A 24,275-nucleotide genomic window follows, 5' to 3' on the forward strand; every position below is an offset into this window, starting at 1 on the left:
GGCGTCTGATTCCCGGTAGGTGCTCAGCCATAGAGCGCCACCGAAGCCATGCACCTCCAGAGAATTCGCATGCAGACTTTTTTTATCGCGCCCACCGATTTTGGTGTGGGTCTGACCTCCATCAGCCTTGGGCTGGTGCGTACCCTTGAACGGGCCGGGCTGAAAGTCGGCTTCTTCAAACCGATTGCCCAGCCGCACCCGGGCGACACCGGCCCCGAACGCTCCACAGAACTGGTGGCGCGCACCCACGGCCTGAAACCGCCACAACCGCTGGGCCTGGCCCATGTTGAGCGCATGCTCGGCGACGGCCAGCTCGACGAGCTGCTCGAAGAGATCATCACTCTTTACCAGCAAGCCGCTGTGGGCAAGGACGTGCTGATCGTCGAAGGCATGGTGCCGACCCGCAGCGCCAGCTATGCGGCGCGGGTCAACCTGCACCTGGCCAAGAGCCTCGATGCCGAAGTGATCCTGGTCTCGGCGCCGGAAAACGAAGTGCTCACCGAGCTGTCCGGCCGCGTGGAGTTGCAGGCCCAGCTGTTCGGCGGCCCCAAAGACCCGAAAGTGCTGGGCGTAATCCTCAATAAAGTGCGCACCGACGAAAGCATGGAAGCCTTCTCGGCGCGCCTCAAAGAGCATTCGCCCCTGTTGCGCAGCGGTGACTTCCGCCTGCTCGGCTGCATTCCCTACCAGCCCGAACTCAACGCGCCGCGCACCCGCGACGTGGCTGACCTGATGGGCGCACAGATCCTCAACGCCGGCGACTATGAAAGCCGACGCATGACCAAGATCATCATCTGTGCCCGCACCATGCGTAACACCGTGGAGCTGCTCAAACCCGGCGTGCTGGTGGTAACCCCAGGCGATCGCGACGATATCATCCTCGCGGTCAGCCTGGCCGCAATCAACGGTGTACCGCTGGCCGGGCTGTTGCTGACCAGCGACACGCTGCCCGACCCACGCATCATGGATCTGTGCCGTGGCGCGTTCCAGGCCGGGCTGCCAGTACTGTCCGTGAGCACCGGCTCCTACGACACCGCCAATCAGCTCAACAGCCTGAACAAAGAGATCCCGATTGATGACCGCGAACGCGCGGAAATCATCACTGACTTTGTCGCCAGCCACCTCGATGCGCGCTGGCTGCACCAACGCTGCGGCACGCCACGGGAGATGCGCCTGTCGCCTGCCGTATTCCGTTATCAACTGATCCAGCGCGCCCAGGCCGCCAACAAACGCATTGTGTTGCCCGAAGGCAGCGAGCCGCTGACTGTGCAAGCTGCCGCCATCTGTCAGGCGCGCGGCATTGCTCGCTGCGTGTTGCTGGCCAAGCCAGCAGATGTAGAAGCGGTCGCCCGCGCCCACGGTATCGAGCTGCCTGATGGTCTGGAGATTCTCGACCCGGACCTGATCCGCCAGCGTTATGTCGAACCGATGGTCGCGCTGCGCAAGAGCAAGAGCCTCAACGCGCCGATGGCCGAGCAGCAACTGGAAGACACCGTAGTGATCGCCACGATGATGCTCGCGTTGGACGAAGTGGACGGCCTGGTCTCCGGCGTCATTCACTCCACTGCCAACACCATCCGCCCTGCCCTGCAACTGATCAAAACGGCGCCGGGCTGCACCCTGGTGTCGTCGGTGTTCTTCATGTTGTTCCCCGAGCAGGTGCTGGTGTACGGCGACTGCGTGATGAACCCGCACCCGAGCGCTGCGGAACTCGCGGAAATCGCCCTGCAAAGCGCCGACTCGGCCGCCGCGTTCGGCATTACCCCGCGCGTGGCAATGATCAGCTATTCCAGCGGTGACTCGGCCAGCGGCGAAGAAGTGGAAAAAGTTCGTGAAGCCACCCTGCTCGCCCACGAACAGCAAAGCTCGTTGCTGATCGACGGGCCGTTGCAGTACGACGCCGCCGCCAACGAAACCGTCGCACGGCAGCTGGCGCCCAACAGCCTGGTCGCCGGCAAAGCCACGGTGTTTGTGTTCCCGGACCTGAACACCGGCAACACCACGCACAAAGCCGTGCAACGCAGCGCCGATTGCGTAAGCCTGGGGCCGATGCTGCAAGGCCTGCGCAAACCGGTGAACGACCTGCCGCGCGGCGCTCAGGTCGACGACATCGTTTACACCATCGCACTGACTGCGATTCAAGCCGCCAACCGACCTATGGATATCTAAATGCTGGATTTTCTACCTGCCGCCGTGCGCGGGGTGATCGCGTCCTTGTTGTTGGCGCTGAACACGATCCTGCTGTGCTCGTTTCTGTTTATCGTCGCGCTGTTCAAGGCGCTGCCGTTTGCCAAGCGCTTCAGTGAATGGCTGATGAACCACACCCATGAAGCCTGGGTCACCAACAACAAGGGCTGGATGAACCTGGTACGCCGCACGCGCTGGCACCTGACTGGCCTTGAGGGGTTGGACTATCAGCACTCATACCTGGTGACCAGTAACCACCAGAGTTGGGTGGACATCATGGTGCTGCAGTACGTGCTCAATCGACGCATTCGCCCGTTGAAGTTCTTCCTTAAGCAGGAGTTGATCTGGGTGCCGGTGATCGGCCTGGCGTGGTGGGCGTTGGGCTTTCCGTTCATGAAGCGCTACACCAAGGCCTACTTGGAGAAGCACCCGGAGAAGAAAGGCAAAGACCTGGAAACCACGCGCAAGACCTGTGCGAAGTTTCGCGACAACCCGGTGGGCATATTCAACTTTGCCGAAGGCACACGGTTTACGCCGGGCAAGCATGCCCAGCAGAAATCCCCATTTCGCTATTTGCTCAAGCCCAAGGCCGGCGGGATCGCGTTTGTGCTGGATGCCATGGGTGAGCAGTTGAAATCACTGGTGAACGTGACGATTCACTACCCTGCCGGGCGCCCGGGGTATTGGGATTTACTCTGTGGGAATGTGAAGGACGTGGTGGTGCACTTTGAAGAGGTGCAGATTCCGGCCGGGTTTATTGGCAAGAATTACGAGCAGGATGGTGAGTATCGGTTGGCGTTTCAGGGCTGGATCAACCAGCTGTGGGAAGACAAGGATGCGTTGCTGGACAAGCTGCACAGGGATTACCCAGCCAGATGATCGTTCCCACGCTCTGCGTGGGAATGCTTCCTGTGACGCTCCGCGTCACAACTTCAAGAGCGGACGCAGAGCGTCCAGAGCGGCATTCCCACGCAGAGCATGGGAACGATCAGCCCGCCACCGAGTAATCGGTGGCGGGCTTTTTTGTGGCGGCGAGGTTTAGAGCGCGCCGCGCTGGCGCAACAGTTCCAGCACTTGCTTGACGCTGTCTTCCAGCGACAGGGCCTGGGTGTCGATCACCAGATCGGCATTCAACGGCACGTCGTACGGGAAGGATTCGCCAGGGATGTTATCCCCGCCGGCAGCGTACAAGCCTTGCGGGTCACGCTCGGCGCACACCAGCGGCGACGCTTGCACGTAAACGGTGAGCAGGCGGTCGGCACCGATCAGCGCCTTGGCCTGTTCACGGCCTTCGGCATCCGGAGCAACGAAAGCAGCCAGGGTCAGCAGGCCGGCTTCGTTGAACTGGCGCGCCACGTGAGCGGCACGACGCCAGTTCTCGGTACGCCCGGCGCGGTCCTGCGGCAAGCCCTTGTTCAGGTCGTGACGCAGGTTCTGGCCATCCAGTACAAACACTGCACGACCCATGTCGAACAGCTTGCGTTCAACCGCGTAGGCCAAGGTGCTTTTGCCCGCGCCCGACAGGCCGCTGAACAACACCGTGGCCGGCTGCTGGCCAAAGCGCAGAGCACGCTCTTCGGTGGCGACATGAGCAAGGCTGCCGTGCTGCGCAGAACCGCCATGATTGACCGGCGGCGCAATGATCATGCCCGCAGCCACGGTGCCGTTGGTCAACCGGTCGATGACGATAAACGCACCGGTGGTGCGGTTGCTGTCGTAGCCGTCGAGCGCGATGGCGGCGTCGAGGCTGACCTTGACCCGGCCGATCTCGTTCAATTGCAGCGAACTCGCCGGGCCTTCGGCCAGGGTGTTCACGTCCACGCGGTGCACGATGCTGGTGATAGAACCCGGCACGTAGCTGGTGGCGCGCTTGATGTCGTATTTCTTGCCCGGCAGCATCGGTTCTTCGGCCATCCACACCAGCATGGCGTCGAAGGCGTCGGTCACTTGCGGCACGTTGTCGGCATGCACCAGCAGGTCGCCACGGGAGATGTCGATCTCGTCTTCCATGGTCAGGGTCACGGCCTGGCCTGGGCCGGCGTGTTCCAGCTCACCTTCAAAGGTGACGATGGATTTGACGCGGCTGCTCTTGCCTGACGGCAGCACCACGACTTCGTCGCCTTTGTGCACGATGCCGCTGGCCAGGGTGCCGGCGAAACCACGGAAGTTCAGGTTCGGACGGTTGACGTACTGCACCGGGAAACGCAGGTCGGTGTAGTTGCGGTCGTTGGCGATCTCGACGCTTTCGAGAATTTCCATCAGCGACTGGCCGGTGTACCAAGGCGAACGCTCGCTCTTGTTCACCACGTTGTCGCCCTTGAGCGCCGACATCGGCACGAACGCCATGGTGCTCGGCTTGAACGCGATGCCCTCGGCGAACTTCAGGTAATCGGCCTTGATCTGCTCGAAGATGCTTTGGTCGAAGCCATTGATGTCCATCTTGTTCACGGCCACCACGATGTGCTTGATACCCAGCAGCGAAGCAATAAAGCTGTGGCGACGGGTCTGGGTCTGCACGCCGTAGCGGGCGTCGATCAGGATAATCGCCAGGTCACAGGTAGAGGCACCGGTGGCCATGTTGCGGGTGTACTGCTCATGGCCGGGGGTGTCGGCGATGATGAATTTGCGCTTGGCGGTGGAGAAGTAGCGGTAGGCAACATCGATGGTGATGCCCTGCTCGCGCTCGGCCTGCAGGCCGTCGACCAGCAAGGCCAGGTCGATGTCGTCACCGGTGGTGCCGGACTTCTTCGAATCGCGGGTGATGGCTTCCAGGTGATCTTCGTAGATCATCTTGGAGTCGTGCAGCAGGCGCCCGATCAGGGTGCTCTTGCCGTCGTCGACGTTGCCGCAGGTCAGGAAGCGCAACATTTCCTTGCGCTCGTGCTGGCCCAGGTAGGCGAGGATGTCCTCGCTGATCAAATCAGATACGTGCGACATGACAGCCCCTTAGAAATAGCCTTGACGTTTTTTATCTTCCATCGAGCCTGCACCATCGTGGTCGATGACACGGCCCTGGCGCTCGGAAGTTCGCGTCAGGAGCATTTCCTGAATGATGTCCGTCAGCGTCTCGGCTTCGGACTCCACCGCGCCCGTCAATGGGTAGCAGCCAAGGGTACGGAAACGTACTTTCTTTTTGACGATTCGGGCTTTGTCTTCGTCAGACAAGTGCTCGAGGATGCGGTCGTCGTCGATCATGATCAACGTGCCGTTCTTTTCGATCACATCCCGCTCGGCGGCAAAATACAGCGGCACAATCGGGATGCCTTCGAGGTAGATGTACTGCCAGATGTCCAGCTCGGTCCAGTTGGACAGCGGGAACACACGGATCGACTCACCCTTGTTGACGTTGCCGTTGTAGACGTTCCACAGCTCCGGGCGCTGGTTTTTCGGGTCCCAGCGGTGCTTGCTGTCGCGGAACGAGTACACACGCTCTTTGGCGCGGGATTTTTCTTCATCGCGACGGGCACCGCCAAAGGCTGCGTCGAAACCATGCTTGTCCAGGGCCTGCTTGAGGCCTTCGGTTTTCATGATGTCGGTGTGCTTGGCACTGCCGTGGGTGAACGGGTTGATGCCCTGCGCCACGCCATCCGGGTTGACGTGGGTGATCAGGTCCAGGCCCAGCTCTTCGACCATTTTGTCGCGGAACTTGTACATCTCCTGGAATTTCCAGCGGGTGTCGACGTGCATCACCGGGAACGGCAGCTTGCCCGGGAAGAAAGCCTTGCGCGCCAGATGCAGCATCACGGCGGAGTCTTTACCGATCGAGTAGAGCATCACCGGGTTGTCGAACTCGGCGGCGACCTCGCGGATGATGTGGATGCTTTCCGCCTCCAGCTGTTTCAGATGCGTCAGTTTGTCGACCATGGCTACTCACGGAAAAACGATCTTATGGACGGCCAGCGGGCCGTGTTCGAGCGAGGCATGCTAGCACAGCACCTTCTTCTATTCAGGGAGCTGGCTAGATCGAAACGGTATATGAATATGCCTCCGAGTTTGGCCCTACTCGGTCGAATGTGGGAGCGGGCTTGCTCGCGAAAGCGGAGTGTCAGTCGACATATGTATCAACTGGCACACCGCTTTCGCGAGCAAGCCCGCTCCCACATTTGATCCTTGGTGTTCTTTAGATCGGGTTGGGGCAATCGATGAAAAGGTGTTCCAGGGCAAACCGTCGGGCCAGGTAATCGCCCAATGCCTGGACACCGTAGCGCTCAGTGGCGTGGTGCCCGGCGGCGATGAAACTGATGTCGTTTTCCCGCGCGCTGTGGAAGGTTTGCTCGGAGGCTTCGCCGCTCAAATACAGGTCGACGCCGGCCGCAATCGCGTCGTCGATGTAGCCCTGGCCACCGCCCGTGCACCAGCCGACACGGCGGATCATTTCGCTGCCTTCGATCAGCAGTGGCTCGCGGCCCATCACGTCCTGCACACGGCGGGCGAAGTCGCGAGGCGACAACGGCTCGGCGAGGGAGCCGACCAGGCCGACGATTTTCGGGTTGCTCGGGTCCAGCGGGCCTTCGACGGTGATGTCCAGCTGGCGGGCCAGTTGCACGTTATTGCCCACCTCGGCGTGCAGGTCCAGCGGCAGGTGGTAGGCGAGCAAACTGATGTCGTGTTTGAGCAGGGTTTTCAGGCGGCGCTGCTTCATGCCGGTGATGCACGGGTTTTCGCCTTTCCAGAAATAACCGTGGTGCACCAGCACCAAGTCGGCCTGAGCCTCGACAGCGGCGTCCAGCAGGGCTTGGCTTGCGGTCACGCCGCTGACGATGCGCATCACCTGCGGGCGACCCTCGACCTGCAGGCCATTGGGGCAATAATCGGCAATTTTTGCACTGCCGAGGTAGCGGTCCGCTTCCTCGACGAGGGTGGTAAGGGGGACGGCCATAAAAGACTCCTAAATATCCCGTTCCGAGGCGCTCGCAGCCTCGTATAATGCGCGACATTATGGGCGCTCTCCCGCCCCCTGCAACCTGTCAGGACTTACTTGATGCTCAAGGCACTGCGTTTTTTTGGATGGCCATTGTTGGCTGGCGTGCTGATCGCGATGCTGATTATTCAGCGTTATCCCCAGTGGGTGGGCTTACCCAGCCTGGATGTGAACCTGCAACAAGCCCCGCAAAGCAGCTCGGTGGTGCAAGGTCCGGTGACCTACGCCGACGCCGTGGTCATCGCCGCGCCCGCGGTGGTCAACCTGTACACCACCAAAGTCATCAACAAACCGGCGCACCCGTTGTTTGAAGACCCGCAATTTCGCCGCTATTTCGGCGACAACGGGCCCAAGCAGCGCCGCATGGAGTCCAGCCTTGGTTCCGGGGTGATCATGAGCCCGGAAGGCTACATCCTCACCAACAACCACGTGACCACCGGCGCCGACCAGATTGTGGTGGCCTTGCGCGACGGCCGCGAAACCCTGGCCCGCGTGGTCGGCAGCGACCCGGAAACCGACCTCGCGGTGCTGAAAATCGATTTGAAGAGCCTGCCGTCGATCACCATCGGCCGCTCCGAAGGGCTGCGCGTCGGTGATGTGGCGCTGGCCATCGGCAACCCGTTCGGCGTCGGCCAGACGGTGACCATGGGCATCATCAGCGCCACCGGGCGTAACCAGTTGGGGCTCAACAGCTACGAAGACTTTATCCAGACCGACGCGGCGATCAACCCGGGCAACTCCGGCGGCGCGTTGGTGGATGCCAATGGCAACCTGACCGGCATCAACACCGCGATTTTCTCCAAGTCCGGCGGCTCCCAGGGCATCGGTTTTGCGATCCCGGTGAAGCTGGCGATGGAAGTGATGAAGTCGATCATCGAGCACGGCCAGGTGATTCGCGGCTGGCTGGGCATTGAAGTACAGCCGCTGACTAAAGAGTTGGCTGAGTCGTTCGGCTTGACCGGACGCCCAGGCATCGTGGTCGCCGGTATCTTCCGCGACGGCCCGGCGCAGAAAGCCGGCCTGCAGTTGGGCGATGTGATCCTCAGCATCGATGGCGAACCGGCCGGTGATGGCCGCAAGTCGATGAACCAGGTGGCGCGGATCAAGCCGACCGACAAGGTGGCAATCCAGGTGATGCGCAACGGTAAAGAGATCAAACTGCTGGCGGAAATCGGCTTGCGCCCACCACCGGCGCCGGTGAAAGAAGAGGAATAACAGTGTTGGGAGCCCGTTCGCGGGCTCCTGTAACCTAATATTTCAAAAGAAATCCATTCTCATTAGGCATGTTATATTGTTTCAATATAGACATTGGAACGCTCTATCATGCCGTCTCGAAGAATTGCCCCCATGGCCGGCCTGGCCTTGGGTTTGCTGCTCGACCCCGCCTACGCCGAAGACAACACCGTAGAACTGGACACCACCAGCGTCACCTCCGACGCCTATGAGTCCGCCACCGGCCCGGTCAAAGGCTACCGCGCCACCCGCTCGGCCAGCGCGACCAAGACTGACACCGCTCTGCGCGACATCCCGCAATCGATCAGCGTAATTCCCGCCACAGTGCTCAAGGACCTGGGCAGCACCAGCGTGGAGCGCGCGCTGGAATTTGCTGGCGGCGTGTCCAAGCAAAACAACTTCGGCGGCCTGACGCTTTACGAATACAGCGTGCGTGGCTTCACCACCTCTGAGTTCTACCAGGACGGTTTCAGCGCCAACCGTGGCTACCCGAGCACGCCGGACGCCGCCAATATCGAGCGCATTGAAGTGCTCAAAGGCCCCGCTGCCAGCCTGTACGGGCGCGGCGATCCGGGCGGCACAGTCAATATCGTCACCAAGAAACCCCAACCGCAAGCCTTCACCACCGTGCAAACCAGCGCCGGCAGTTGGGACCGCTATCGCACCGCCTTGGACGTAAATACCCCGCTGGACAGCGAAGGCCGCGTGCTGTCGCGGGTCAACCTGGCAGTGGAAGACAACCACAGCTTTCGCGATCACGTGGATGCCCGGCGCGTCTTCGTCGCGCCATCCTTCAGTTGGCAGTTGAGCCCGGACACGCGCCTGCTGGTGGAAAGCGAATTCGTACGCCACAGCTCAACCTTCGACCGCGGCATTGTCGCGCCGCACGGTATGTCGCGCTCCACCTTCCTCGGCGAGCCCAACGACGGCAACATCCGCAACCACAACAACCGCCTCCAGGCGGCCCTTGAACATCACCTCAACGACGCCTGGCAACTGCGCCTCGCCAGCCACTACAAACAGGGCAGCCTGTGGGGCGACGCCTCGGAAAGTCGCGCGCTGAACGCCGACGGCCATACCGTCAACCGCCGCTACCGCGAACGCTCCAGCGGTTGGCACGACAGCATTACCCAACTGGAACTGCGCGGGTTGTTCGACATCGGCAGTTGGCAGCACGAACTGTTGATCGGCACCGAGTACGAGGACTACCGCAAAAAGGAACGCGTGACGGCCATCGGCGGCAGCCTCTACCCCATCGACATCTATAAGCCGGTCTATGGCCAGGCCAAACCCAACGGCGCACGCACCGGCACCGACTTCTTCGAACAGACGAAAAGCCAGGCGCTGAACCTGCAGGACCAGATCATCTTCACCGACCGCCTGCGCGGCATGCTCGGTGCGCGCTTCGAGCACGTCGAACAAAGCACCGACGACTTCGCCCGCAACCACGCCAAAAGCCGGCAAACCCATGACGCCCTCACCCAGCGCGCCGGTTTGCTCTACCAGCTCACCCCGCAAGTCGGAGTGTTCGCCAACGCCTCAACCTCGTTCAAGCCCAACAACGGCCTGGACGCCGGCGGCAAATCCTTCAAGCCGGAAGAAGGCGTGGGCTATGAAGTGGGGATCAAGAGCGAGCTGTTCGACGACCGCTTGAGCACCACCCTCGCCGCCTTCCATATCGACAAGCAAAACGTCCTGGCCCTGGACCCGGCCACCGACACTAACCGCGCCATGGGCAAGGCACGCAGCCAGGGTTTCGACCTGCAACTGACCGGGCAATTGACTGACGCGGTAAGGGTCATCGGCGCCTTCGCCTACATCGACGCCGAAGTGACCAAGGGTGACAAAGCCATCCCCACCGGCAGCCGCATTCTTGGCGTGGCCAAGCGCAGCGGCAGTCTGTTGGGTGTGTATGAGTTTCAGGATGGCCTGCTTCGCGGTTCGGACCTGGGTGCGGCGTTCACCTACGTTGGCGATCGTTCCGGCGAAGCCGGCAGCCGGTTTGAGTTGCCCGCCTACCACACCGTCGACCTGCTGGCGCATTACAAGGCCAGCGACAACGTCACCGTGGGCCTGAACCTCAACAACGTATTTGACGAAAAGTACTACGAGCGCTCCTACAGCAATTACTGGGTCACACCCGGCGAGCCGCGCAACGTCACCGTCAGCCTGACCCTCAACCTGTAAAAGGACGACCCCATGCAAGCCCTGAAATCCCTGGCCGTGCTCGGCCTGCTGTTTGCCAGCCACGTATCTGCCCACGGCCTGTGGACCGAACAACGGCGCGGCAATATCGAAGTGATCTACGGACACGGCGCCGAGGACAACGCCTTCAAGGCACAAAAAATCAGCGGCGCCTGGGCGTATGACGCCAGCGCCAGGATGATCCCGGTCACCGTGGAGCGCCTGGCCGACCACGCACGCCTCAAGCCGCTCAAAGCGCCCGCCGTGTTAGCCGTGGCCCTGGATAACGGCATGTGGTCGCAAACGCCGGACAAGCAGTGGATTAACCAGGGCCGCAGCCACGTACCGGGAGCCATTCAATCAACGCAGACGTTCAAGTACAGCCTGGCGATTTACCAGCCGGAGGCGAAGTTGCCGAAACTGGATCAGATCAAGCTGCTGATCCTGCCGGAAGTCGACCCGCTGACCGTAGGGCCGGGCCATTCACTGCCGGTGCGGGTGCTGCTGGATGGCAAGCCGGCGGCGGGGATCAAGTTGGTGGGCGACTATCGCAATGCGCCAAACACCTTGAGCACCGAGACCGACAAGGATGGCCGCGCCCAGGTGCTGGTGAGGAATGAAGGGTTGAATGTGATTGCGGCGCAGGTGGAGATCCCGCTCAAAGACAATGCCGATGTGGCGACGCGCGGGTTGTTCACTTCGCTGACGTTCCTCGGTGAACCGCATCACGAATAACACCAAAATCTAGAGTGGGCACAGTCAGTGTGGGAGCGGGCTTGCTCGCGAAGGCGGTGGGTCAGCCAATACATTAGGTGCTGACACACTGCATTCGCGAGCAAGCCCGCTCCCACATTTAATCCTCGTTTGGCTTGGTCAGAGTTACAACGGCGCGCGCTCGCACAGCGTATTCAGCGCCGCCGCCCACTGCGGATCATCATTAAGACACGGCACCAGCACCAACTCCTCGCCGCCCGCTTCACGGAACTGCTCCAGCCCGCGATCACCAATCTCTTCCAGTGTCTCGATGCAGTCCGCCACAAACGCCGGGCACATCACCAGCAGCCTTTTCACGCCTTGCTGGGCCAAGGCCTCAAGGCGCGCCTCGGTGTAGGGTTCGATCCACTTGGCGCGGCCCAGACGGGATTGAAACGCCACCGACCATTTACCCTCCGGCAAGCCCATGCGCGCGGCAAAATTCCGGGCGACGCTGAAGCATTGCGCGCGATAACAGGTAGCAAGCACCTCCGGCGAGGCGTTCTTGCAGCAGTCCGCATCTTTGAAACAATGCTGGCCGGTAGGGTCGAGCTTGGTCAGATGACGCTCCGGCAGGCCGTGAAAACTCAGCAGTAAATGATCGTATTCCTGCTCGACATACGGCCGGGCGCTCGCCACCAGCGCATCCAGGTATTCCGGCTGATCGTAGAACGGCTGCAGGATCGAGAACTGCACCTTGAGCTTTTTCTCGCGCACCACGCGCCGGGCTTCTTCAATTACGGTAGTCACGGTGCTGTCGGCAAACTGCGGGTACAACGGCGCCAAGGTGACGTTCTCAATGCCCTGGGCGGCGAGGCGCGTCAACGTCGTTTCAAGGGACGGTTCGCCGTAACGCATCGCCAATTCCACCGGGCCCTGCGTCCACTGCGCCGTCATTTGCTGTTGCAGGCGACGGCTCAGCACCACCAGCGGCGAGCCTTCGTCCCACCAGATGGACGCATAGGCATGCGCCGACTGCTCAGGGCGCTTGATCAGGATCAGCGACACCAGCAACCGTCGCACCGGCCACGGCAGGTCGATCACGTAAGGGTCCATCAGGAACTGATTGAGGTAACTGCGCACATCGGCCACCGAAGTGGACGCCGGTGAACCCAGGTTGACCAGTAACAACGCGTGATCCGTCATGCAACATCCTATGGCTAGAGGCGGCTGGACAAGTCTTCCAGGGCCGCATGCAACTCAGTGAACTGAAAAGTGAAACCGGCCGCCAGCAGCCGTTCGGGAACCGCCTTCTGCCCGCCCAGCAACAACCCGGACAACTCGCCCAGCCCGACCTTCAAGGCAAACGCCGGCATCGGCATAAACGCAGGGCGGTGCAGCACCTGGCCCAAGGTCTTGGCAAAGTCGCGGTTACGCACCGGGTGTGGCGCGCAGGCATTATAAGGACCGCGGGCGTCTTCCTTGTGCAGAAGAAAATCAATCAGGGCGATTTGATCTTTTATATGCACCCACGGCATCCACTGCCGACCATTGCCGATAGGCCCGCCCAGCCCCAGTTTGAACGGCAGCAACAGCCGCGACAAAAAGCCGCCCTTGGCCGCCAGCACCAACCCCGTGCGCACCTGCACCACACGAATGCCCATGGCTTCGGCGCGCAGGGCGGTTTCTTCCCAGGCGATACACAGCTGGCTGGGGAAGTCGTCCTGCACCGGGCCGCTGGCTTCGGTCAATTCACGCTCGCCGCCGTCGCCGTACCAGCCCACTGCGGAACCGGAAATCAACACCGCCGGTTTCTGCGACAGGCCTTCCATCCAGGTAAGCAAGGTTTCGGTGAGGCTGATGCGGCTGCTCCACAGCAATGCCTTGCGTTTTTTCGTCCACGGGCGATCGGCGATGGGCGCGCCGGCCAGGTTGACCACCGCGTCCACATGGCCGATCACGTCCTGCAAGCGGCCGACTCCCAACACCTCAGGGCCGCACCATTGGGCGACGGTGTCCGGCTCGCGGCTCCACACGGTCAGGCGATGCCCTTGGGCAAGCCAGCGCATGCAAAGCTGACGCCCGATCAAGCCTGTACCGCCGGTCAGCAAAATGTGCATGGGACACTCCTCATGTAACGTTCGCGGCCGATCACTGGTCTATTTTATAGAGAGGGATCATTTGTATCCGGCGCAGTTTTTGGTTGAAGCCCAGGGTTTAACCATAGGCCACGCCGTAAGAACAGGTACGCCAAAACTTATACCAAAAAACAATATTGTACAGCTATGGGCGTCGGCGTAGTCTGTACCCAACGGTAAAACGAGGCCTCCCATGACTGTTCCCATCGCGATCATCGGCACCGGCATCGCCGGTCTCTCCGCCGCCCGAGCGTTACAAGACGCGGGGCACGTTGTGCAACTCTTCGATAAAAGCCGCGGCAGTGGCGGCCGCATGTCCAGCAAGCGCAGTGATGCCGGCGCACTGGATATGGGCGCGCAGTACTTCACCGCCCGCGACCGGCGCTTCGTCAACGAAGTGCAACGCTGGCAAAGCAACGGCTGGGTCGAGCAGTGGAAGCCTCAGCTCTACAACTTCAAGTCCGGGCAACTCACGCCCTCCCCCGATGAGCAGATTCGCTGGGTCGGCACGCCGCGCATGAGTGCGATCACCCGTGCGCTGCTGGATGATTTGCCGGTGGAGTTCGGTTGCCGTATTACCGAAGTGTTCCAGGGCAAACAGCACTGGAACCTGCTCGACGCAGACGGCGGCAATCACGGCCCGTTCAGCCATGTGGTGATCGCCACGCCGGCACCACAGGCCACGGCGCTGCTGGCCGCCGCACCCAAACTGGCAAGTGCCGCCGCCGGGGTGAAAATGGACCCGACCTGGGCCATCGCCCTGGCCTTCGACAAGCCCCTGGATACGCCCATGGAAGGCTGCTTCGTACAAGACAGCCCTCTGGATTGGCTGGCGCGCAACCGCAGCAAACCGGGGCGCGACACCACCCTCGACACCTGGGTGCTGCACGCCACCAGCACCTGGAGCAAGGCGCACCTCGACCTGCCCAAGGAAGCCGTGATCGAACACCTGCACGGTGCCTTCGCCGAACTGCTGCACAGCGCCATGCCCGCACCGTCCTTCAGCCTGGCGCATCGCTGGCTGTATGCACGACCGTCCAGCGCGCATGAATTCGGGGTGCTGGCCGACGCCGACCTGGGCCTGTACGTGTGTGGCGACTGGTGCCTGTCCGGGCGGGTCGAAGGCGCCTGGCTCAGCGGCCAGGAAGCCGCGCGACGCCTGATCGAGCACCTGCAATGAACCGCATCAATCCCGCCAAGTTGCTGCTGTCGAAGTGGACAGCAGCCGCGCCTCGCAACAAGGAAAAACACTTCCTGGTCACCGAACTGTTTCGTGACGAAGAAGGCACCGTGCTCGAAATCGAGCTGCAAGCCGTCATGACGCGTCGCGCTGAACGCCTGGCCTGGCAAACGCTGCAAAACGCCGAGGCCTGGAAAATCGGCTGGAAGTAGTGCCCCTGAAAATACTTGTACAAAATATTTGACTTGTACAGCATCAAATCTATGATGAGATTTAGTTGTACAAGCTTTCTAGCTTGTATAGGAATTTTGCAGAGGTTCGGCCATGTCCAGCACCGTCAAACCGAAGATCGCCATCAGCGCCTGCCTGTTGGGCGAAAACGTGCGCTTCAACGGCGGACACAAACAATCCCTGCTGTGCAGCCAGACCCTCGCCGACTACTTCGACTTTGTGCCGCTGTGCCCCGAAGTCGCCATCGGCCTGGGCATTCCCCGCGAACCGATTCGCTTGGTCGGCGACCCTGCCCACCCGCAAGCCATCGGCACCGTGCACCGCGAGCTGAACGTCACGCAGCCACTCGACGACTACGGCCAGCAAATGGCCCAGGAACACACCGATTTGTGCGGCTACATCTTCATGCAGAAATCGCCGTCGTGCGGGCTGGAGCGGGTCAAGGTCTATCGCGACAACGGCACGCCCGTCGACGGTGGCGGGCGTGGCATTTACGCCCAGGCGTTTTGCGCACGTCACCCCAACTTGCCGGTGGAAGAAGACGGTCGGCTGAATGACCCGGTACTGCGGGAAAACTTCCTGACCCGCGTTTTCGTGTGTGCCAGCTGGCAGCAATTGCTCGCCGAAGGCCTCACCCGCCACCGGCTGCTGGCCTTCCATTCACGCTACAAATACTTGTTGATGGCCCACAGCCCGGCGCACTACAAAAGCCTCGGCCAGCTGCTCGGCAGCATGGGCAAGGGCATTGATCTCAACGAACTGGCCGCCGGCTATTTCAGCGAGTTGATGATCGGGCTGAAAAAGTGCGCCACCCGTGGCACCCACACCAACGTGCTGCAACACATCAGCGGCTACCTCAAGCAGGCCATCAGCGCCGATGACAAACAGGAAATGCAAACCGTCATTGGCCAGTATCGCCACGGCATCGTGCCGCTGGTGGTGCCGTTGACGCTGCTCAAACACCACTTTCGCCAACACCCGGATCGCTACATCGCGCAGCAGGCCTACCTGCAGCCGCACCCGGAAAATCTCAGCCTGCGTAATGCGATCTAGACCATGAAAGCTGCCTTGCAAGACGAACCCGGCGAAGACATCGCCCAAGCCCTCGAAGACGGTTGGCTGCCGATTCGCGAAGTGGCGCGTCAGACCGGCGTTAACGCCGTGACCCTGCGCGCGTGGGAGCGGCGCTACGGTTTGATCGTGCCCCAGCGCACGCCCAAGGGGCACCGGCTGTTCAGCGCCGACCATGTACAACGCATCCACACCATCCTGACCTGGCTCAACCGCGGCGTACCGGTCAGCCAGGTAAAAGGCCTGATTGACTCCGCCCAGGCCAGCCCCGACACCGTCGAAAACGAATGGCATGCCCTGCGCCAGAACCTGCTGAACGCAATCAGCGAACTGGCCGAACGCCGGGTCGACGACGCCTTCAACCAGGCCATGGCGCTGTACCCGCCGCGGACTTTGTGTGAGCAATTGTTATTGCCACTGCTCAAGGAGCTTGAGCAAAGATGGCAGGGCCAATTCGGCGCGCAGATGGAGCGGGTGTTTTTCCTGTCCTGGCTGCGCAGCAAGTTTGGCGCGCGGATTTACCACAACAACCGCCAGCTCCAAGGCCCGCCATTGTTGCTGGTCAACCATTCCGACCTGCCGCTGGAGCCGCACCTGTGGCTCAGCGCCTGGCTGGCCAGCAGCGCCGACTGCCCGGTAGAAGTCTTCGATTGGCCACTGCCGGCCGGCGAACTGGCACTGGCGGTGGAACACCTGCAACCGCGCGCCGTGCTGCTGTACTCGAGCAAAGCCCTCCACTTGTCGGCACTCGGCAAACTGTTGAGCGGCATCAGTTGCCCAATTTTGATTGCCGGACCAACGGTATGCATCCATCAGACCGAGTTGGCCGTATTTACCCGTGACATCCCTGAACTGTGCTTGGCCGAAGACCCGTTGTCGGCCCACCAGCTACTGATCCAGCGTGGAATTGTTTAAATGCATTTGATCTGGCTGCGCACCGACCTGCGCCTACACGACAACACCGCCCTGGCCGCCGCACGCCAGCGAGGCCCGATGGCGGCCGTGTACCTGATCACCCCCGAGCAATGGCTGGCCCACGATGATGCGCCGTGCAAAGTCGACTTCTGGCTGCGCAACCTGCAGCACTTGAGCAACAAGCTCGGCGAGCTGAACATTCCCCTGCTGATCCGCAGCGCCGCCACCTGGAACCAGGCGCCGGGCGTGCTGAGCGCGCTGTGCCGGGAGCTGTCGGTTGAGTCGGTGCACGTCAACGAGGAATACGGCATCCACGAGAGCCGCCGCGATGCTGCTGTGGCCAAGGCCCTGGAAGCCGACGGCGTGACCTTTCACAGCTACCTGGACCAACTGTTTTTCCAACCCGGCAGTGTGCTGACCAAAACCGGCACTTACTTCCAGGTCTTCAGCCAGTTCCGCAAGGTCTGCTACACGCGCCTGCACAGTGCCTTGCCGCGCGTGGTGGCAACCCCCAAAGCCCAGGCCAGGCTGGACCTGAAAAGCGACCCCATTCCAACGCAGGTTGAAGGTTTCGAGCCGCCCAGCGAAACCCTGCGCGCACTCTGGCCTGCCGGTGAAGACGAAGCCCGGCGCCGCCTCGACGCGTTCGCCGACCAGCAGATCAGCTACTACAAAGATGAGCGTGATTTCCCGGCCAAGCCCGGCACCAGCCAGCTTTCCGCTTACCTCGCCGCCGGTGTGGTTTCACCGCGCCAATGCCTGCATGCCGCCTTGCAAAGCAACCAGGGCGAGTTCGAAAGCGGCGATATTGGCGCAATTACCTGGATCAACGAACTGCTGTGGCGCGAGTTCTACAAGCACATTCTGGTGGGCTACCCACGGGTTTCCCGCCACCGTGCGTTTCGCCCCGAGACCGAAGCCGTAGCGTGGCGCAATGCGCCCAAGGACCTCGCCGCGTGGCAAGAGGCGCGCACCGGCCTGCCGATCATCGACGCCGCCATGCGCCAATTGCTGGAAACCGGTTGGATGCACAACCGCCTGCGCATGGTAGTGGCAATGTTCCTGACCAAGAACCTGCTGATCGACTGGCGTGAAGGCGAGCGTTTCTTTATGCGCCATCTGATCGACGGCGACCTGGCCGCCAACAACGGCGGCTGGCAGTGGAGCTCATCCACCGGCACGGATTCGGCGCCGTATTTCCGGATTTTCAGCCCGTTGAGCCAGTCGGAGAAATTCGACAGCGAAGGCGTATTCATCAAGCACTGGCTGCCGGAGCTGGCCGCGCTGAATAAAAAGGAAGTGCACAACCCCGAAGCGGTCGGCGGCCTGTTTAGCGTAGCGGATTACCCGCGCGCGATTGTCGACCTGAAAAAATCCCGCGAACGCGCGTTGGCCGCCTTCCGCAGCCTGCCTTCACGCCAGGAGGTCGCCGAGCATGAGTGACTTCCTGCGCAGGTTCGCCCAGGCCTTTGCCACGTTGGACAAGCACAACCTGCACCTGCTCGACAGCCTGTACAGCAAAGACATCGCCTTCGCCGACCCACTGCACGAAGTGCACGGGCTGCCTGCGATGCACCGCTACTTCACTGAGCTGTACAGCAATGTCAGCCAACTGCGCTTCGACTTCCACGGCTTCGACCAAGTGGCCGAAGGCGAAGGCTACCTGCGCTGGAAAATGAGTTTTTGCCACCCGCGGCTGAACAGCGGCCAAGTGATCCGGGTGGAAGGCTGCTCGCACCTGTTGTGGCGCGACAAGGTCTACCGGCATCGCGATTATTTCGACGCTGGCGCTTTGCTCTATGAACACCTGCCGGTACTCGGCCGTGTTGTCAGTTGGCTGAAAAGGAGAGTCGGATGAGCCATTCATTGCCCCGTCGTTATTGGCTGACCGGCGCCAGCAGTGGCATCGGCGCCTCACTGGCCGTTGAGTTACTCAACAGCGGCGCTCATGTTGCGCTCAGTTCACGCACCAAAGGCCCGCTGCAAGCCCTCGCCCAACGCTACCCAGGCCAAGTGCTGGTGGTGGCCGGCGACCTGACCAACAGCCAGACCGTGCGCGAAATCGGTGAGCAAATCGAAGCGGCCTGGGGCTCACTGGACACGGTGATCCTCAACGCCGGCACCTGTGAATACGTAGACGCGCGGCAGTTTGACGCGTCTATCGTCGAGCACGTGGTACGCACCAACCTGCTCGCGAGCAGCTATTGCATCGAAGCGGCGCTGCCGCTGTTGCGCAAAGGGCAAACGCCACACCTGGTCGGCGTGGCCAGCGCCGTGACCTACCTGCCAATGCCACGCGCCGAAGCCTATGGCGCGTCCAAGGCCGGGCTGCGCTACCTGTTCGAGTCGCTGCGCATCAGCCTGTCGCCGGAGAACATCGACGTCACGGTGATCAGCCCAGGCTTTGTCGACACGCCGTTGACCGAACGCAATGACTTCCCGATGCCCTTGAGCTGGTCCGCCGACAAGGCCGCGCGGCATATTTTCGCCAAGCTGGATAAACGCCCGCTGGAAATCGCCTTTCCCGCGCTGTTTATCGCCACCCTGTGGCCGCTGTCGAAGCTGCCCAACCGTGCGCAACTGATCATCGGCAAACGCATGCTGCGCAGCCCGCCGCCGCAGAAGGACGACCTGTGAAGATCGCCATTATCGGCAGCGGCATCGCCGGGCTCACCAGCGCCTACCTGCTCAGCCGCCGCCACGACATCACCCTGTTCGAAGCCGGCGAGCGCATCGGTGGGCACACCCACACGGTCAATGTGACGGTCGAGGGTGAACGCTACGCGGTGGACACCGGTTTTATCGTGTTCAACGACTGGACCTACCCCAACTTCATTCGCCTGCTGGGGCAGATTGGCGTCAGCTTCAAACCCACCGAGATGAGCTTTTCGGTGTGCGATCAAAACGCAGGCTTCGAATACAACGGCAATAACCTCAACAGCTTGTTTGCCCAGCGCCGCAATATTTTGTCGCCGGGGTTCTGGGGCATGTTGCGCGACATCTTGCGCTTCAACCGCCAGGCGCCGCTGGACCTGCAAGAGCAACGCATCAGCGCCGACATGACGCTGGGCGATTACCTCGAAGCCGGCGGTTACGGCGAGCGTTTTATCCGGCACTACATCGTACCGATGGGTGCGGCGATCTGGTCAATGTCCCTGACCGACATGCTCGGCTTTCCGCTGCAGTTCTTTGTACGCTTCTTCAAGAACCACGGCTTGCTCTCGGTGAACAACCGGCCGCAATGGTGCGTGATCGAAGGCGGCTCCAGCAGTTACATCGAACCGCTGACACGCAGCTTTCGCGAGCAGGTGCGCCTCAATTGCCCTGTGCATAAAGTCGAGCGCGCAGAGGACGGCGTAGTTATCCACAGCGTCGCCGGCAGCGAGGCTTTTGATCGGGTGGTATTCGCCTGCCACAGCGACCAGGCACTGGCACTGCTGGCCGACCCAAGCCAGGCCGAACAGGAGATTCTCGGTGCCCTGCCCTACGCCGACAACGACGTGGTGCTGCACACCGACACGCGCCTGCTGCCCGACCGCAAACTCGCCTGGGCCAGCTGGAACTACCGGCTCACCGGCGATGCGCAAACCCAGGCCGCCGTGACCTACGACATGAACATCCTGCAAGGCATCGACAGCGCCACCACCTTTTGCGTCAGCCTCAACCAGACGCCGATGATCAACCCGCTGAAGATCCTCGCGCGCTACACCTATGCGCATCCGCAATACAGCCTGGCGGCGGTTGCCGCGCAAGCGCGCTGGGAAGAATTGGCGGGCGCGCGCAACACCTTTTATTGCGGCGCCTACTGGGCCAACGGCTTCCATGAAGACGGCGTGGTCAGCGCATTGCGCGTGGCCCAGGCCTTTGGCGAAACCCTATGAACAGCGCCCTGTACAGCGGCTGGATCGCCCATCGCCGGTTTGCGCCCAAGGCCCACGCCTTTCGCTACCGCATCGGCTTGCTGTACCTGGATTTAAGCGAAGAAGACCAAGTGCTTGGGCTGTCGCCGTTGGCTGGCGCGGGTCGCCTGGCACCCTTCGGTTTTCGCCAGCAGGATTACCTGCGTGAATTCACGCGCCACGGCATGAGCTTGAGCGATGCCGTGCGCCAGGAAGTCGGCAAGGCGCTGGGGCGTGAGCCTCAGGGCGTTATCTGCCTACTGACCCAGGCCCGCAGTTGGGGCCTGGCTTTTAACCCGGTGAGTTTCTTCTACTGCTTCGAGGCCGATGGGCAACTGGCCGCGATCCTGTGTGAAGTGACCAACACCCCGTGGCGCGAGCGTTATCACTACGTGCTGCCGGCCCAGGCCCTCGGCGCGGATGAGCATCAGCACTTTGCCGTGGCCAAGGCTTTCCATGTGTCGCCATTTTTACCGCGTGACCTGGAATACCGCATGAGCTTCAGCCCGCCCGCCGCCAAGCTCGGCGTGCACATGGCCGACTGGCAGGGCGACCTGAAAGTCTTCGACGCCACCTTGAGCCTGCACAAAGAAGCGCTGAGCCGCGCCAGCCTGCATCGCTACCTGTGGCGCTTCCCGTGGATGACCGCCAAGACCTGCCTGGCGATTTACTGGCAGGCCATGCGCCTGTTGCTTAAACGCACACCGTTTTTTTCCCATCAGGCCGCCGATGGCGCCTCTCGCACCGCAGTCGGGTATACCAAGGATCGCCGCCATGAAATCCCCTAGCTTATCGGTCAAGACCAACCGTCTGAACGTCAACGGCCTGACCAGCGCACTGCTGCGCAAGGCCGTGCTGCGCCAACTCAGCCAACTGCGCCACGGCCAGTTGGTGGTGATCGAAGACGGTGAGCGCCAGGTGTTCGGCGCACGCGAAGCGCACCTGCTGGGGGAAATCCAGATTGTTGATTCGGCCGTCTGGGGGCTGGTGGCCGCCAACGGTTCGATCGGCGCCGGCGAGGCCTTTATTCACGGTTACTGGACCACCCCGGACCTGACCGCCGTGGTGCGCGTGATGGTCAGCAACCTGGACGTGCTCGACGCCATGGAAGGTGGCCTGGCGCGCCTGGCCCGCCCGTTCACCCAAGGCCTGCACTGGCTCAACCGCAACACGCGCAAGGGCTCGCAGAAAAACATCGCCGCCCACTACGACCTCGGCAATGACCTGTTCGAAGAATTCCTCGACCCGACCATGATGTACTCGGCGGCGCAATTCCTGACGCCCGAGGACACCCTGGAACAGGCGCAGTTGAACAAGCTGGAACGCATCTGCCAGAAACTCGCGCTCAAGCCCACTGATCACTTGCTGGAAATCGGCACCGGCTGGGGCAGCATGGCGCTGTATGCGGCGCAGCATTACGGCTGCAAAGTCACCACCACGACCTTGTCCAAAGAGCAGTTTGCCTACACCGAAAAACGCATCGAGGCCTTGGGTTTGCAGGGCCAGGTAACCCTGCTGCTGCAGGACTATCGCGACCTGACCGGCCAGTACGACAAGCTGGTGTCCATCGAGATGATCGAAGCGGTGGGGCATCGCTTCCTGCCGACCTACTTCAAGCAGTGCGCGCACCTGCTCAAAAGCGACGGCCTGATGCTGCTGCAAGCCATCACCATTCGTGAGCAGCGCTTTGAGCAGGCCAAGAACAGCGTCGACTTCATTCAGCGCTACATTTTCCCCGGTGGCGCCCTGCCCTGCGTGCAGAACATGCTGCACATCGTCAGCCGCGACACTGACATGAACCTGCTGCACATGGAAGACTTCGGCCTGCACTACGCGAAAACCCTGCGCCTGTGGCATGAGAACTTTCGCCGCGCCCATGGCCGTCTCACCGAGTTGGGCTACGATGAGTACTTCCTGCGCTTGTGGGAATTCTACTTGTGCTACTGCGAAGGTGGCTTTATGGAACGTACGATTGGTACTGCGCAACTGCTGCTGGCCAAGCCGGCAGCAATCAACCCACCGTTGCTCGGGCGTTTCAGTGCTTAAACGGCTGGCGAATGCCGTGCTGTTTCAGTGCGGCTGGTTTGCCTGCGTGCTGGGCGGTGACAGCCGCTGGCTGTGGGTGGTCGCCGCCGTGCTGGCCATCCACCTGTTGTGGGTAAGTTCATGGTCTGCGGAGGGGCAAGTCATCCTCGCCGTGACCTTGCTGGGCACCGTTATCGACACCTCGTTGCGCACCTTTGGCGTGTTTCATTTCAGTTTTCCGGGGCCGCTGATTCCGTTCTGGCTGGTACTGCTGTGGGCGTTGCTTGCCACCACGCTGCGCCATTGCCTGGCCTGGAGCGCACAGCCCTGGTGGCGTGCCAGCCTGTTGGGCGCCGTCGGCGGGCCGCTGTCGTATTACGCCGGCAGCCAATTGGCCGGTGTGAGTTTCGGCTATGGCACGGCGCCTACCCTGATCGCCCTGGCGCTGCTGTGGGGGCTGCTGTTCCCGGTGCTGCACTGGATCGCGCGGCAATTGGGGCACTGACGCCCGTCAGAGCATTCACACCTACCTGACCCGCTTGGCTTACACTGCGCGTCTATGACCAACATTCCCCACACTCAAATCACCGAACCCGCCGTGACCTGCTCAACGTGCGCGGCCTGCTGCTGCCAGCTGGAAGTGATGCTGATCACCGACACCGGCGTGCCGGAACGCTACATCGATACGGATGATTGGGGCGGCGAAGTGATGCTGCGCCTGGATGACGGCTGGTGCGCGGCGCTGGACCGGGACACGATGATGTGCACGATCTACGAGCGCCGGCCGCTGATTTGCCGGGAGTTCGAGATGGGTGCACCGGAGTGCCTGACCGAGCGAGAAGGGATTGCGACGGCCTACCGCTGACACCAGGGTCGATAGAGATCAAAAATGTGGGAGCGGGCTTGCTCGCGAAAGCGGTGTATCAGTCAATTATTCGGTAACTGACACTCCGCTTTCGCGAGCAAGCCCGCTCCCACATTTGGTTTTGCAGTGTTCTGGAAAATCGTGTGCTGGTGATTACAACGGCAAGGTGTAGTGCAACGAGTAGCTCTCTACCCCATCGTTGTTGCTGCTGATGCCGGCGTTGGAATAGTGCGTGGCGCGAATGCCTACCTCATGCCCACCGGCAAAGCGCAAACCAAAGCCCAGACGGTCTTCGAACTGGAAGGCCTGGCCGATGTTGTTGTCTTCCAGACGCGTGCGCGAGAACACGGCCACGCCGATCCCGGCTTCGATGTAGGGCTTGACCTTTTCCCCGGCAAACTCGTACACAAACACTGGCGAGAACGACAGGCTACTCGCGCCCGCGCGCTTGTCGCCATCCCAATAGGTGTAAGCGCCACTCCAATAGCCAGTCAATCGACCGGTATCGCTCTGCCACCAGCTTTTATCCCAATCCGACGTCAACCCGAGCCGATAGGTCATGGTCGAATCGCTGGTGCTCCCCACACCGAACTCCAGACCGGCAGCTTGAGCCGAAACAGAGTGCCCTACTACGACGGCCGCAAACGCAGCCAAACAGAACAAGCGCTTCATAAGAAACAGTCCTTTGAGACGAAGTTGTATGTTTTGGTACAGGCTAACTCGCTATAGAAGC

General features: G+C 61.4%; 23 protein-coding genes. 17 read left to right on the plus strand and 6 right to left on the minus strand.

Features of this window, described 5'->3' with window-relative positions; genetic code table 11:
• Positions 1-69: 69 nt before the first annotated feature.
• The gene (pta, locus tag HX783_RS08370) at positions 70-2,169 is read left to right on the plus strand and encodes a phosphate acetyltransferase (protein ID WP_177016567.1); all 2,100 of its coding nucleotides are present in this window, start codon (positions 70-72) and stop codon (positions 2,167-2,169) included.
• Positions 2,170-3,066 carry an acyltransferase gene (locus HX783_RS08375; RefSeq protein ID WP_177016568.1) on the plus strand — a complete coding sequence of 299 codons (897 nt, stop codon included), beginning with the start codon at positions 2,170-2,172 and terminating at the stop codon, positions 3,064-3,066.
• A 159-nt stretch (positions 3,067-3,225) separates the two neighbouring features.
• Here the strand turns inward: HX783_RS08375 and cysN are convergent, their stop codons facing one another.
• From cysN to HX783_RS08390, 3 genes are all read right to left on the minus strand, one after another.
• Positions 3,226-5,124 (minus strand): sulfate adenylyltransferase subunit CysN, encoded by a 1,899-nt coding sequence (gene cysN, locus HX783_RS08380; RefSeq protein WP_177016569.1) that lies wholly within the window; start codon positions 5,122-5,124, stop codon positions 3,226-3,228.
• Between the two features lie 9 nt (positions 5,125-5,133).
• A complete protein-coding gene (cysD, locus tag HX783_RS08385; protein ID WP_017137614.1) occupies positions 5,134-6,051 on the minus strand; it encodes a sulfate adenylyltransferase subunit CysD in 918 nt (305 codons plus the stop codon).
• 256 nt (positions 6,052-6,307) lie between these two features.
• Positions 6,308-7,066 carry a Nif3-like dinuclear metal center hexameric protein gene (locus HX783_RS08390; protein WP_159954092.1) on the minus strand — a complete coding sequence of 253 codons (759 nt, stop codon included), beginning with the start codon at positions 7,064-7,066 and terminating at the stop codon, positions 6,308-6,310.
• A gap of 102 nt (positions 7,067-7,168) precedes the next feature.
• Here HX783_RS08390 and algW point away from each other — a divergent pair, with 102 nt between their 5' ends.
• From algW to HX783_RS08405, 3 genes are all read left to right on the plus strand, one after another.
• Positions 7,169-8,323, plus strand: a complete 1,155-nt coding sequence (algW, locus tag HX783_RS08395; protein ID WP_177016570.1) for a Do family serine endopeptidase AlgW — start codon at positions 7,169-7,171, stop codon at positions 8,321-8,323.
• Positions 8,324-8,431: 108 nt separating this feature from the next.
• Entirely contained in the window at positions 8,432-10,528 is a 2,097-nt protein-coding gene (locus HX783_RS08400) for a TonB-dependent siderophore receptor (RefSeq protein WP_256347120.1), read from the plus strand.
• A gap of 12 nt (positions 10,529-10,540) precedes the next feature.
• Positions 10,541-11,260, plus strand: a complete 720-nt coding sequence (locus HX783_RS08405; protein ID WP_177016571.1) for a DUF4198 domain-containing protein — start codon at positions 10,541-10,543, stop codon at positions 11,258-11,260.
• Between the two features lie 144 nt (positions 11,261-11,404).
• Here HX783_RS08405 and hemH read toward each other — a convergent pair whose 3' ends face one another.
• A complete protein-coding gene (gene hemH / locus HX783_RS08410) occupies positions 11,405-12,424 on the minus strand; it encodes a ferrochelatase (RefSeq protein WP_177016572.1) in 1,020 nt (339 codons plus the stop codon).
• 14 nt (positions 12,425-12,438) lie between these two features.
• Complete coding sequence (locus tag HX783_RS08415; protein WP_177016573.1) at positions 12,439-13,338, minus strand: TIGR01777 family oxidoreductase; 900 nt, start codon at positions 13,336-13,338, stop codon at positions 12,439-12,441.
• A 211-nt stretch (positions 13,339-13,549) separates the two neighbouring features.
• Between HX783_RS08415 and HX783_RS08420 the strand changes: the two genes are divergently transcribed.
• From HX783_RS08420 to HX783_RS08475, 12 genes are all read left to right on the plus strand, one after another.
• Positions 13,550-14,536 carry an NAD(P)/FAD-dependent oxidoreductase gene (locus tag HX783_RS08420; RefSeq protein ID WP_159954086.1) on the plus strand — a complete coding sequence of 329 codons (987 nt, stop codon included), beginning with the start codon at positions 13,550-13,552 and terminating at the stop codon, positions 14,534-14,536.
• Positions 14,533-14,748 carry a TIGR02450 family Trp-rich protein gene (locus HX783_RS08425; RefSeq protein ID WP_159954085.1) on the plus strand — a complete coding sequence of 72 codons (216 nt, stop codon included), beginning with the start codon at positions 14,533-14,535 and terminating at the stop codon, positions 14,746-14,748. The genes HX783_RS08420 and HX783_RS08425 overlap by 4 nt, the downstream gene beginning before the upstream one ends.
• Before the next feature lie 112 nt (positions 14,749-14,860).
• The gene (locus HX783_RS08430) at positions 14,861-15,820 is read left to right on the plus strand and encodes a DUF523 and DUF1722 domain-containing protein (RefSeq protein WP_177016574.1); all 960 of its coding nucleotides are present in this window, start codon (positions 14,861-14,863) and stop codon (positions 15,818-15,820) included.
• Between the two features lie 3 nt (positions 15,821-15,823).
• A complete protein-coding gene (locus tag HX783_RS08435) occupies positions 15,824-16,753 on the plus strand; it encodes a MerR family transcriptional regulator (protein ID WP_159954083.1) in 930 nt (309 codons plus the stop codon).
• The gene (gene phrB, locus HX783_RS08440; RefSeq protein ID WP_177016575.1) at positions 16,754-18,196 is read left to right on the plus strand and encodes a deoxyribodipyrimidine photo-lyase; all 1,443 of its coding nucleotides are present in this window, start codon (positions 16,754-16,756) and stop codon (positions 18,194-18,196) included.
• Positions 18,189-18,611, plus strand: a complete 423-nt coding sequence (locus tag HX783_RS08445) for a nuclear transport factor 2 family protein (RefSeq protein WP_159954081.1) — start codon at positions 18,189-18,191, stop codon at positions 18,609-18,611. Before phrB ends, HX783_RS08445 begins: the two co-directional genes overlap by 8 nt.
• Positions 18,608-19,390, plus strand: coding sequence for an SDR family oxidoreductase (locus tag HX783_RS08450; protein ID WP_177016576.1), 783 nt, complete (start codon positions 18,608-18,610; stop codon positions 19,388-19,390). Before HX783_RS08445 ends, HX783_RS08450 begins: the two co-directional genes overlap by 4 nt.
• Positions 19,387-20,634, plus strand: a complete 1,248-nt coding sequence (locus tag HX783_RS08455) for an FAD-dependent oxidoreductase (protein WP_177016577.1) — start codon at positions 19,387-19,389, stop codon at positions 20,632-20,634. The genes HX783_RS08450 and HX783_RS08455 overlap by 4 nt, the downstream gene beginning before the upstream one ends.
• Positions 20,631-21,440: a DUF1365 domain-containing protein gene (locus tag HX783_RS08460; protein ID WP_177016578.1), complete on the plus strand. Its 810-nt coding sequence runs from the start codon at positions 20,631-20,633 to the stop codon at positions 21,438-21,440. The genes HX783_RS08455 and HX783_RS08460 overlap by 4 nt, the downstream gene beginning before the upstream one ends.
• The gene (locus HX783_RS08465; RefSeq protein ID WP_177016579.1) at positions 21,427-22,698 is read left to right on the plus strand and encodes a cyclopropane-fatty-acyl-phospholipid synthase family protein; all 1,272 of its coding nucleotides are present in this window, start codon (positions 21,427-21,429) and stop codon (positions 22,696-22,698) included. The genes HX783_RS08460 and HX783_RS08465 overlap by 14 nt, the downstream gene beginning before the upstream one ends.
• Entirely contained in the window at positions 22,691-23,182 is a 492-nt protein-coding gene (locus HX783_RS08470) for a DUF2878 domain-containing protein (protein WP_177016580.1), read from the plus strand. Before HX783_RS08465 ends, HX783_RS08470 begins: the two co-directional genes overlap by 8 nt.
• Before the next feature lie 54 nt (positions 23,183-23,236).
• Positions 23,237-23,542, plus strand: a complete 306-nt coding sequence (locus HX783_RS08475) for a YkgJ family cysteine cluster protein (protein ID WP_016977069.1) — start codon at positions 23,237-23,239, stop codon at positions 23,540-23,542.
• A gap of 153 nt (positions 23,543-23,695) precedes the next feature.
• On the opposite strand, the gene HX783_RS08480 is transcribed toward HX783_RS08475, so the two are convergent.
• The gene (locus HX783_RS08480) at positions 23,696-24,214 is read right to left on the minus strand and encodes an acyloxyacyl hydrolase (RefSeq protein WP_159954075.1); all 519 of its coding nucleotides are present in this window, start codon (positions 24,212-24,214) and stop codon (positions 23,696-23,698) included.
• Positions 24,215-24,275: the final 61 nt, after the last annotated feature.

This window comes from Pseudomonas sp. D2002 (assembly GCF_013385735.1).
Taxonomy (GTDB): domain Bacteria; phylum Pseudomonadota; class Gammaproteobacteria; order Pseudomonadales; family Pseudomonadaceae; genus Aquipseudomonas.

Bases quoted from the DNA above. Each gene is read 5' to 3' on its own strand.
- HX783_RS08405 (WP_177016571.1), top strand. From the start codon at position 10,541: ATGCAAGCCCTGAAATCCCTGGCCGTGCTCGGCCTGCTGTTTGCCAGC.
- algW (WP_177016570.1), top strand. From the start codon at position 7,169: ATGCTCAAGGCACTGCGTTTTTTTGGATGGCCATTGTTGGCTGGCGTG.
- cysD (WP_017137614.1), bottom strand. From the start codon at position 6,051: ATGGTCGACAAACTGACGCATCTGAAACAGCTGGAGGCGGAAAGCATC.
- HX783_RS08400 (WP_256347120.1), top strand. From the start codon at position 8,432: ATGCCGTCTCGAAGAATTGCCCCCATGGCCGGCCTGGCCTTGGGTTTG.
- HX783_RS08460 (WP_177016578.1), top strand. From the start codon at position 20,631: ATGAACAGCGCCCTGTACAGCGGCTGGATCGCCCATCGCCGGTTTGCG.
- HX783_RS08415 (WP_177016573.1), bottom strand. From the start codon at position 13,338: ATGCACATTTTGCTGACCGGCGGTACAGGCTTGATCGGGCGTCAGCTT.
- hemH (WP_177016572.1), bottom strand. From the start codon at position 12,424: ATGACGGATCACGCGTTGTTACTGGTCAACCTGGGTTCACCGGCGTCC.
- HX783_RS08475 (WP_016977069.1), top strand. From the start codon at position 23,237: ATGACCAACATTCCCCACACTCAAATCACCGAACCCGCCGTGACCTGC.
- HX783_RS08375 (WP_177016568.1), top strand. From the start codon at position 2,170: ATGCTGGATTTTCTACCTGCCGCCGTGCGCGGGGTGATCGCGTCCTTG.
- HX783_RS08465 (WP_177016579.1), top strand. From the start codon at position 21,427: ATGAAATCCCCTAGCTTATCGGTCAAGACCAACCGTCTGAACGTCAAC.
- pta (WP_177016567.1), top strand. From the start codon at position 70: ATGCAGACTTTTTTTATCGCGCCCACCGATTTTGGTGTGGGTCTGACC.
- HX783_RS08390 (WP_159954092.1), bottom strand. From the start codon at position 7,066: ATGGCCGTCCCCCTTACCACCCTCGTCGAGGAAGCGGACCGCTACCTC.
- HX783_RS08445 (WP_159954081.1), top strand. From the start codon at position 18,189: ATGAGTGACTTCCTGCGCAGGTTCGCCCAGGCCTTTGCCACGTTGGAC.
- HX783_RS08425 (WP_159954085.1), top strand. From the start codon at position 14,533: ATGAACCGCATCAATCCCGCCAAGTTGCTGCTGTCGAAGTGGACAGCA.
- HX783_RS08480 (WP_159954075.1), bottom strand. From the start codon at position 24,214: ATGAAGCGCTTGTTCTGTTTGGCTGCGTTTGCGGCCGTCGTAGTAGGG.
- HX783_RS08430 (WP_177016574.1), top strand. From the start codon at position 14,861: ATGTCCAGCACCGTCAAACCGAAGATCGCCATCAGCGCCTGCCTGTTG.
- phrB (WP_177016575.1), top strand. From the start codon at position 16,754: ATGCATTTGATCTGGCTGCGCACCGACCTGCGCCTACACGACAACACC.
- HX783_RS08450 (WP_177016576.1), top strand. From the start codon at position 18,608: ATGAGCCATTCATTGCCCCGTCGTTATTGGCTGACCGGCGCCAGCAGT.
- HX783_RS08420 (WP_159954086.1), top strand. From the start codon at position 13,550: ATGACTGTTCCCATCGCGATCATCGGCACCGGCATCGCCGGTCTCTCC.
- HX783_RS08435 (WP_159954083.1), top strand. From the start codon at position 15,824: ATGAAAGCTGCCTTGCAAGACGAACCCGGCGAAGACATCGCCCAAGCC.
- cysN (WP_177016569.1), bottom strand. From the start codon at position 5,124: ATGTCGCACGTATCTGATTTGATCAGCGAGGACATCCTCGCCTACCTG.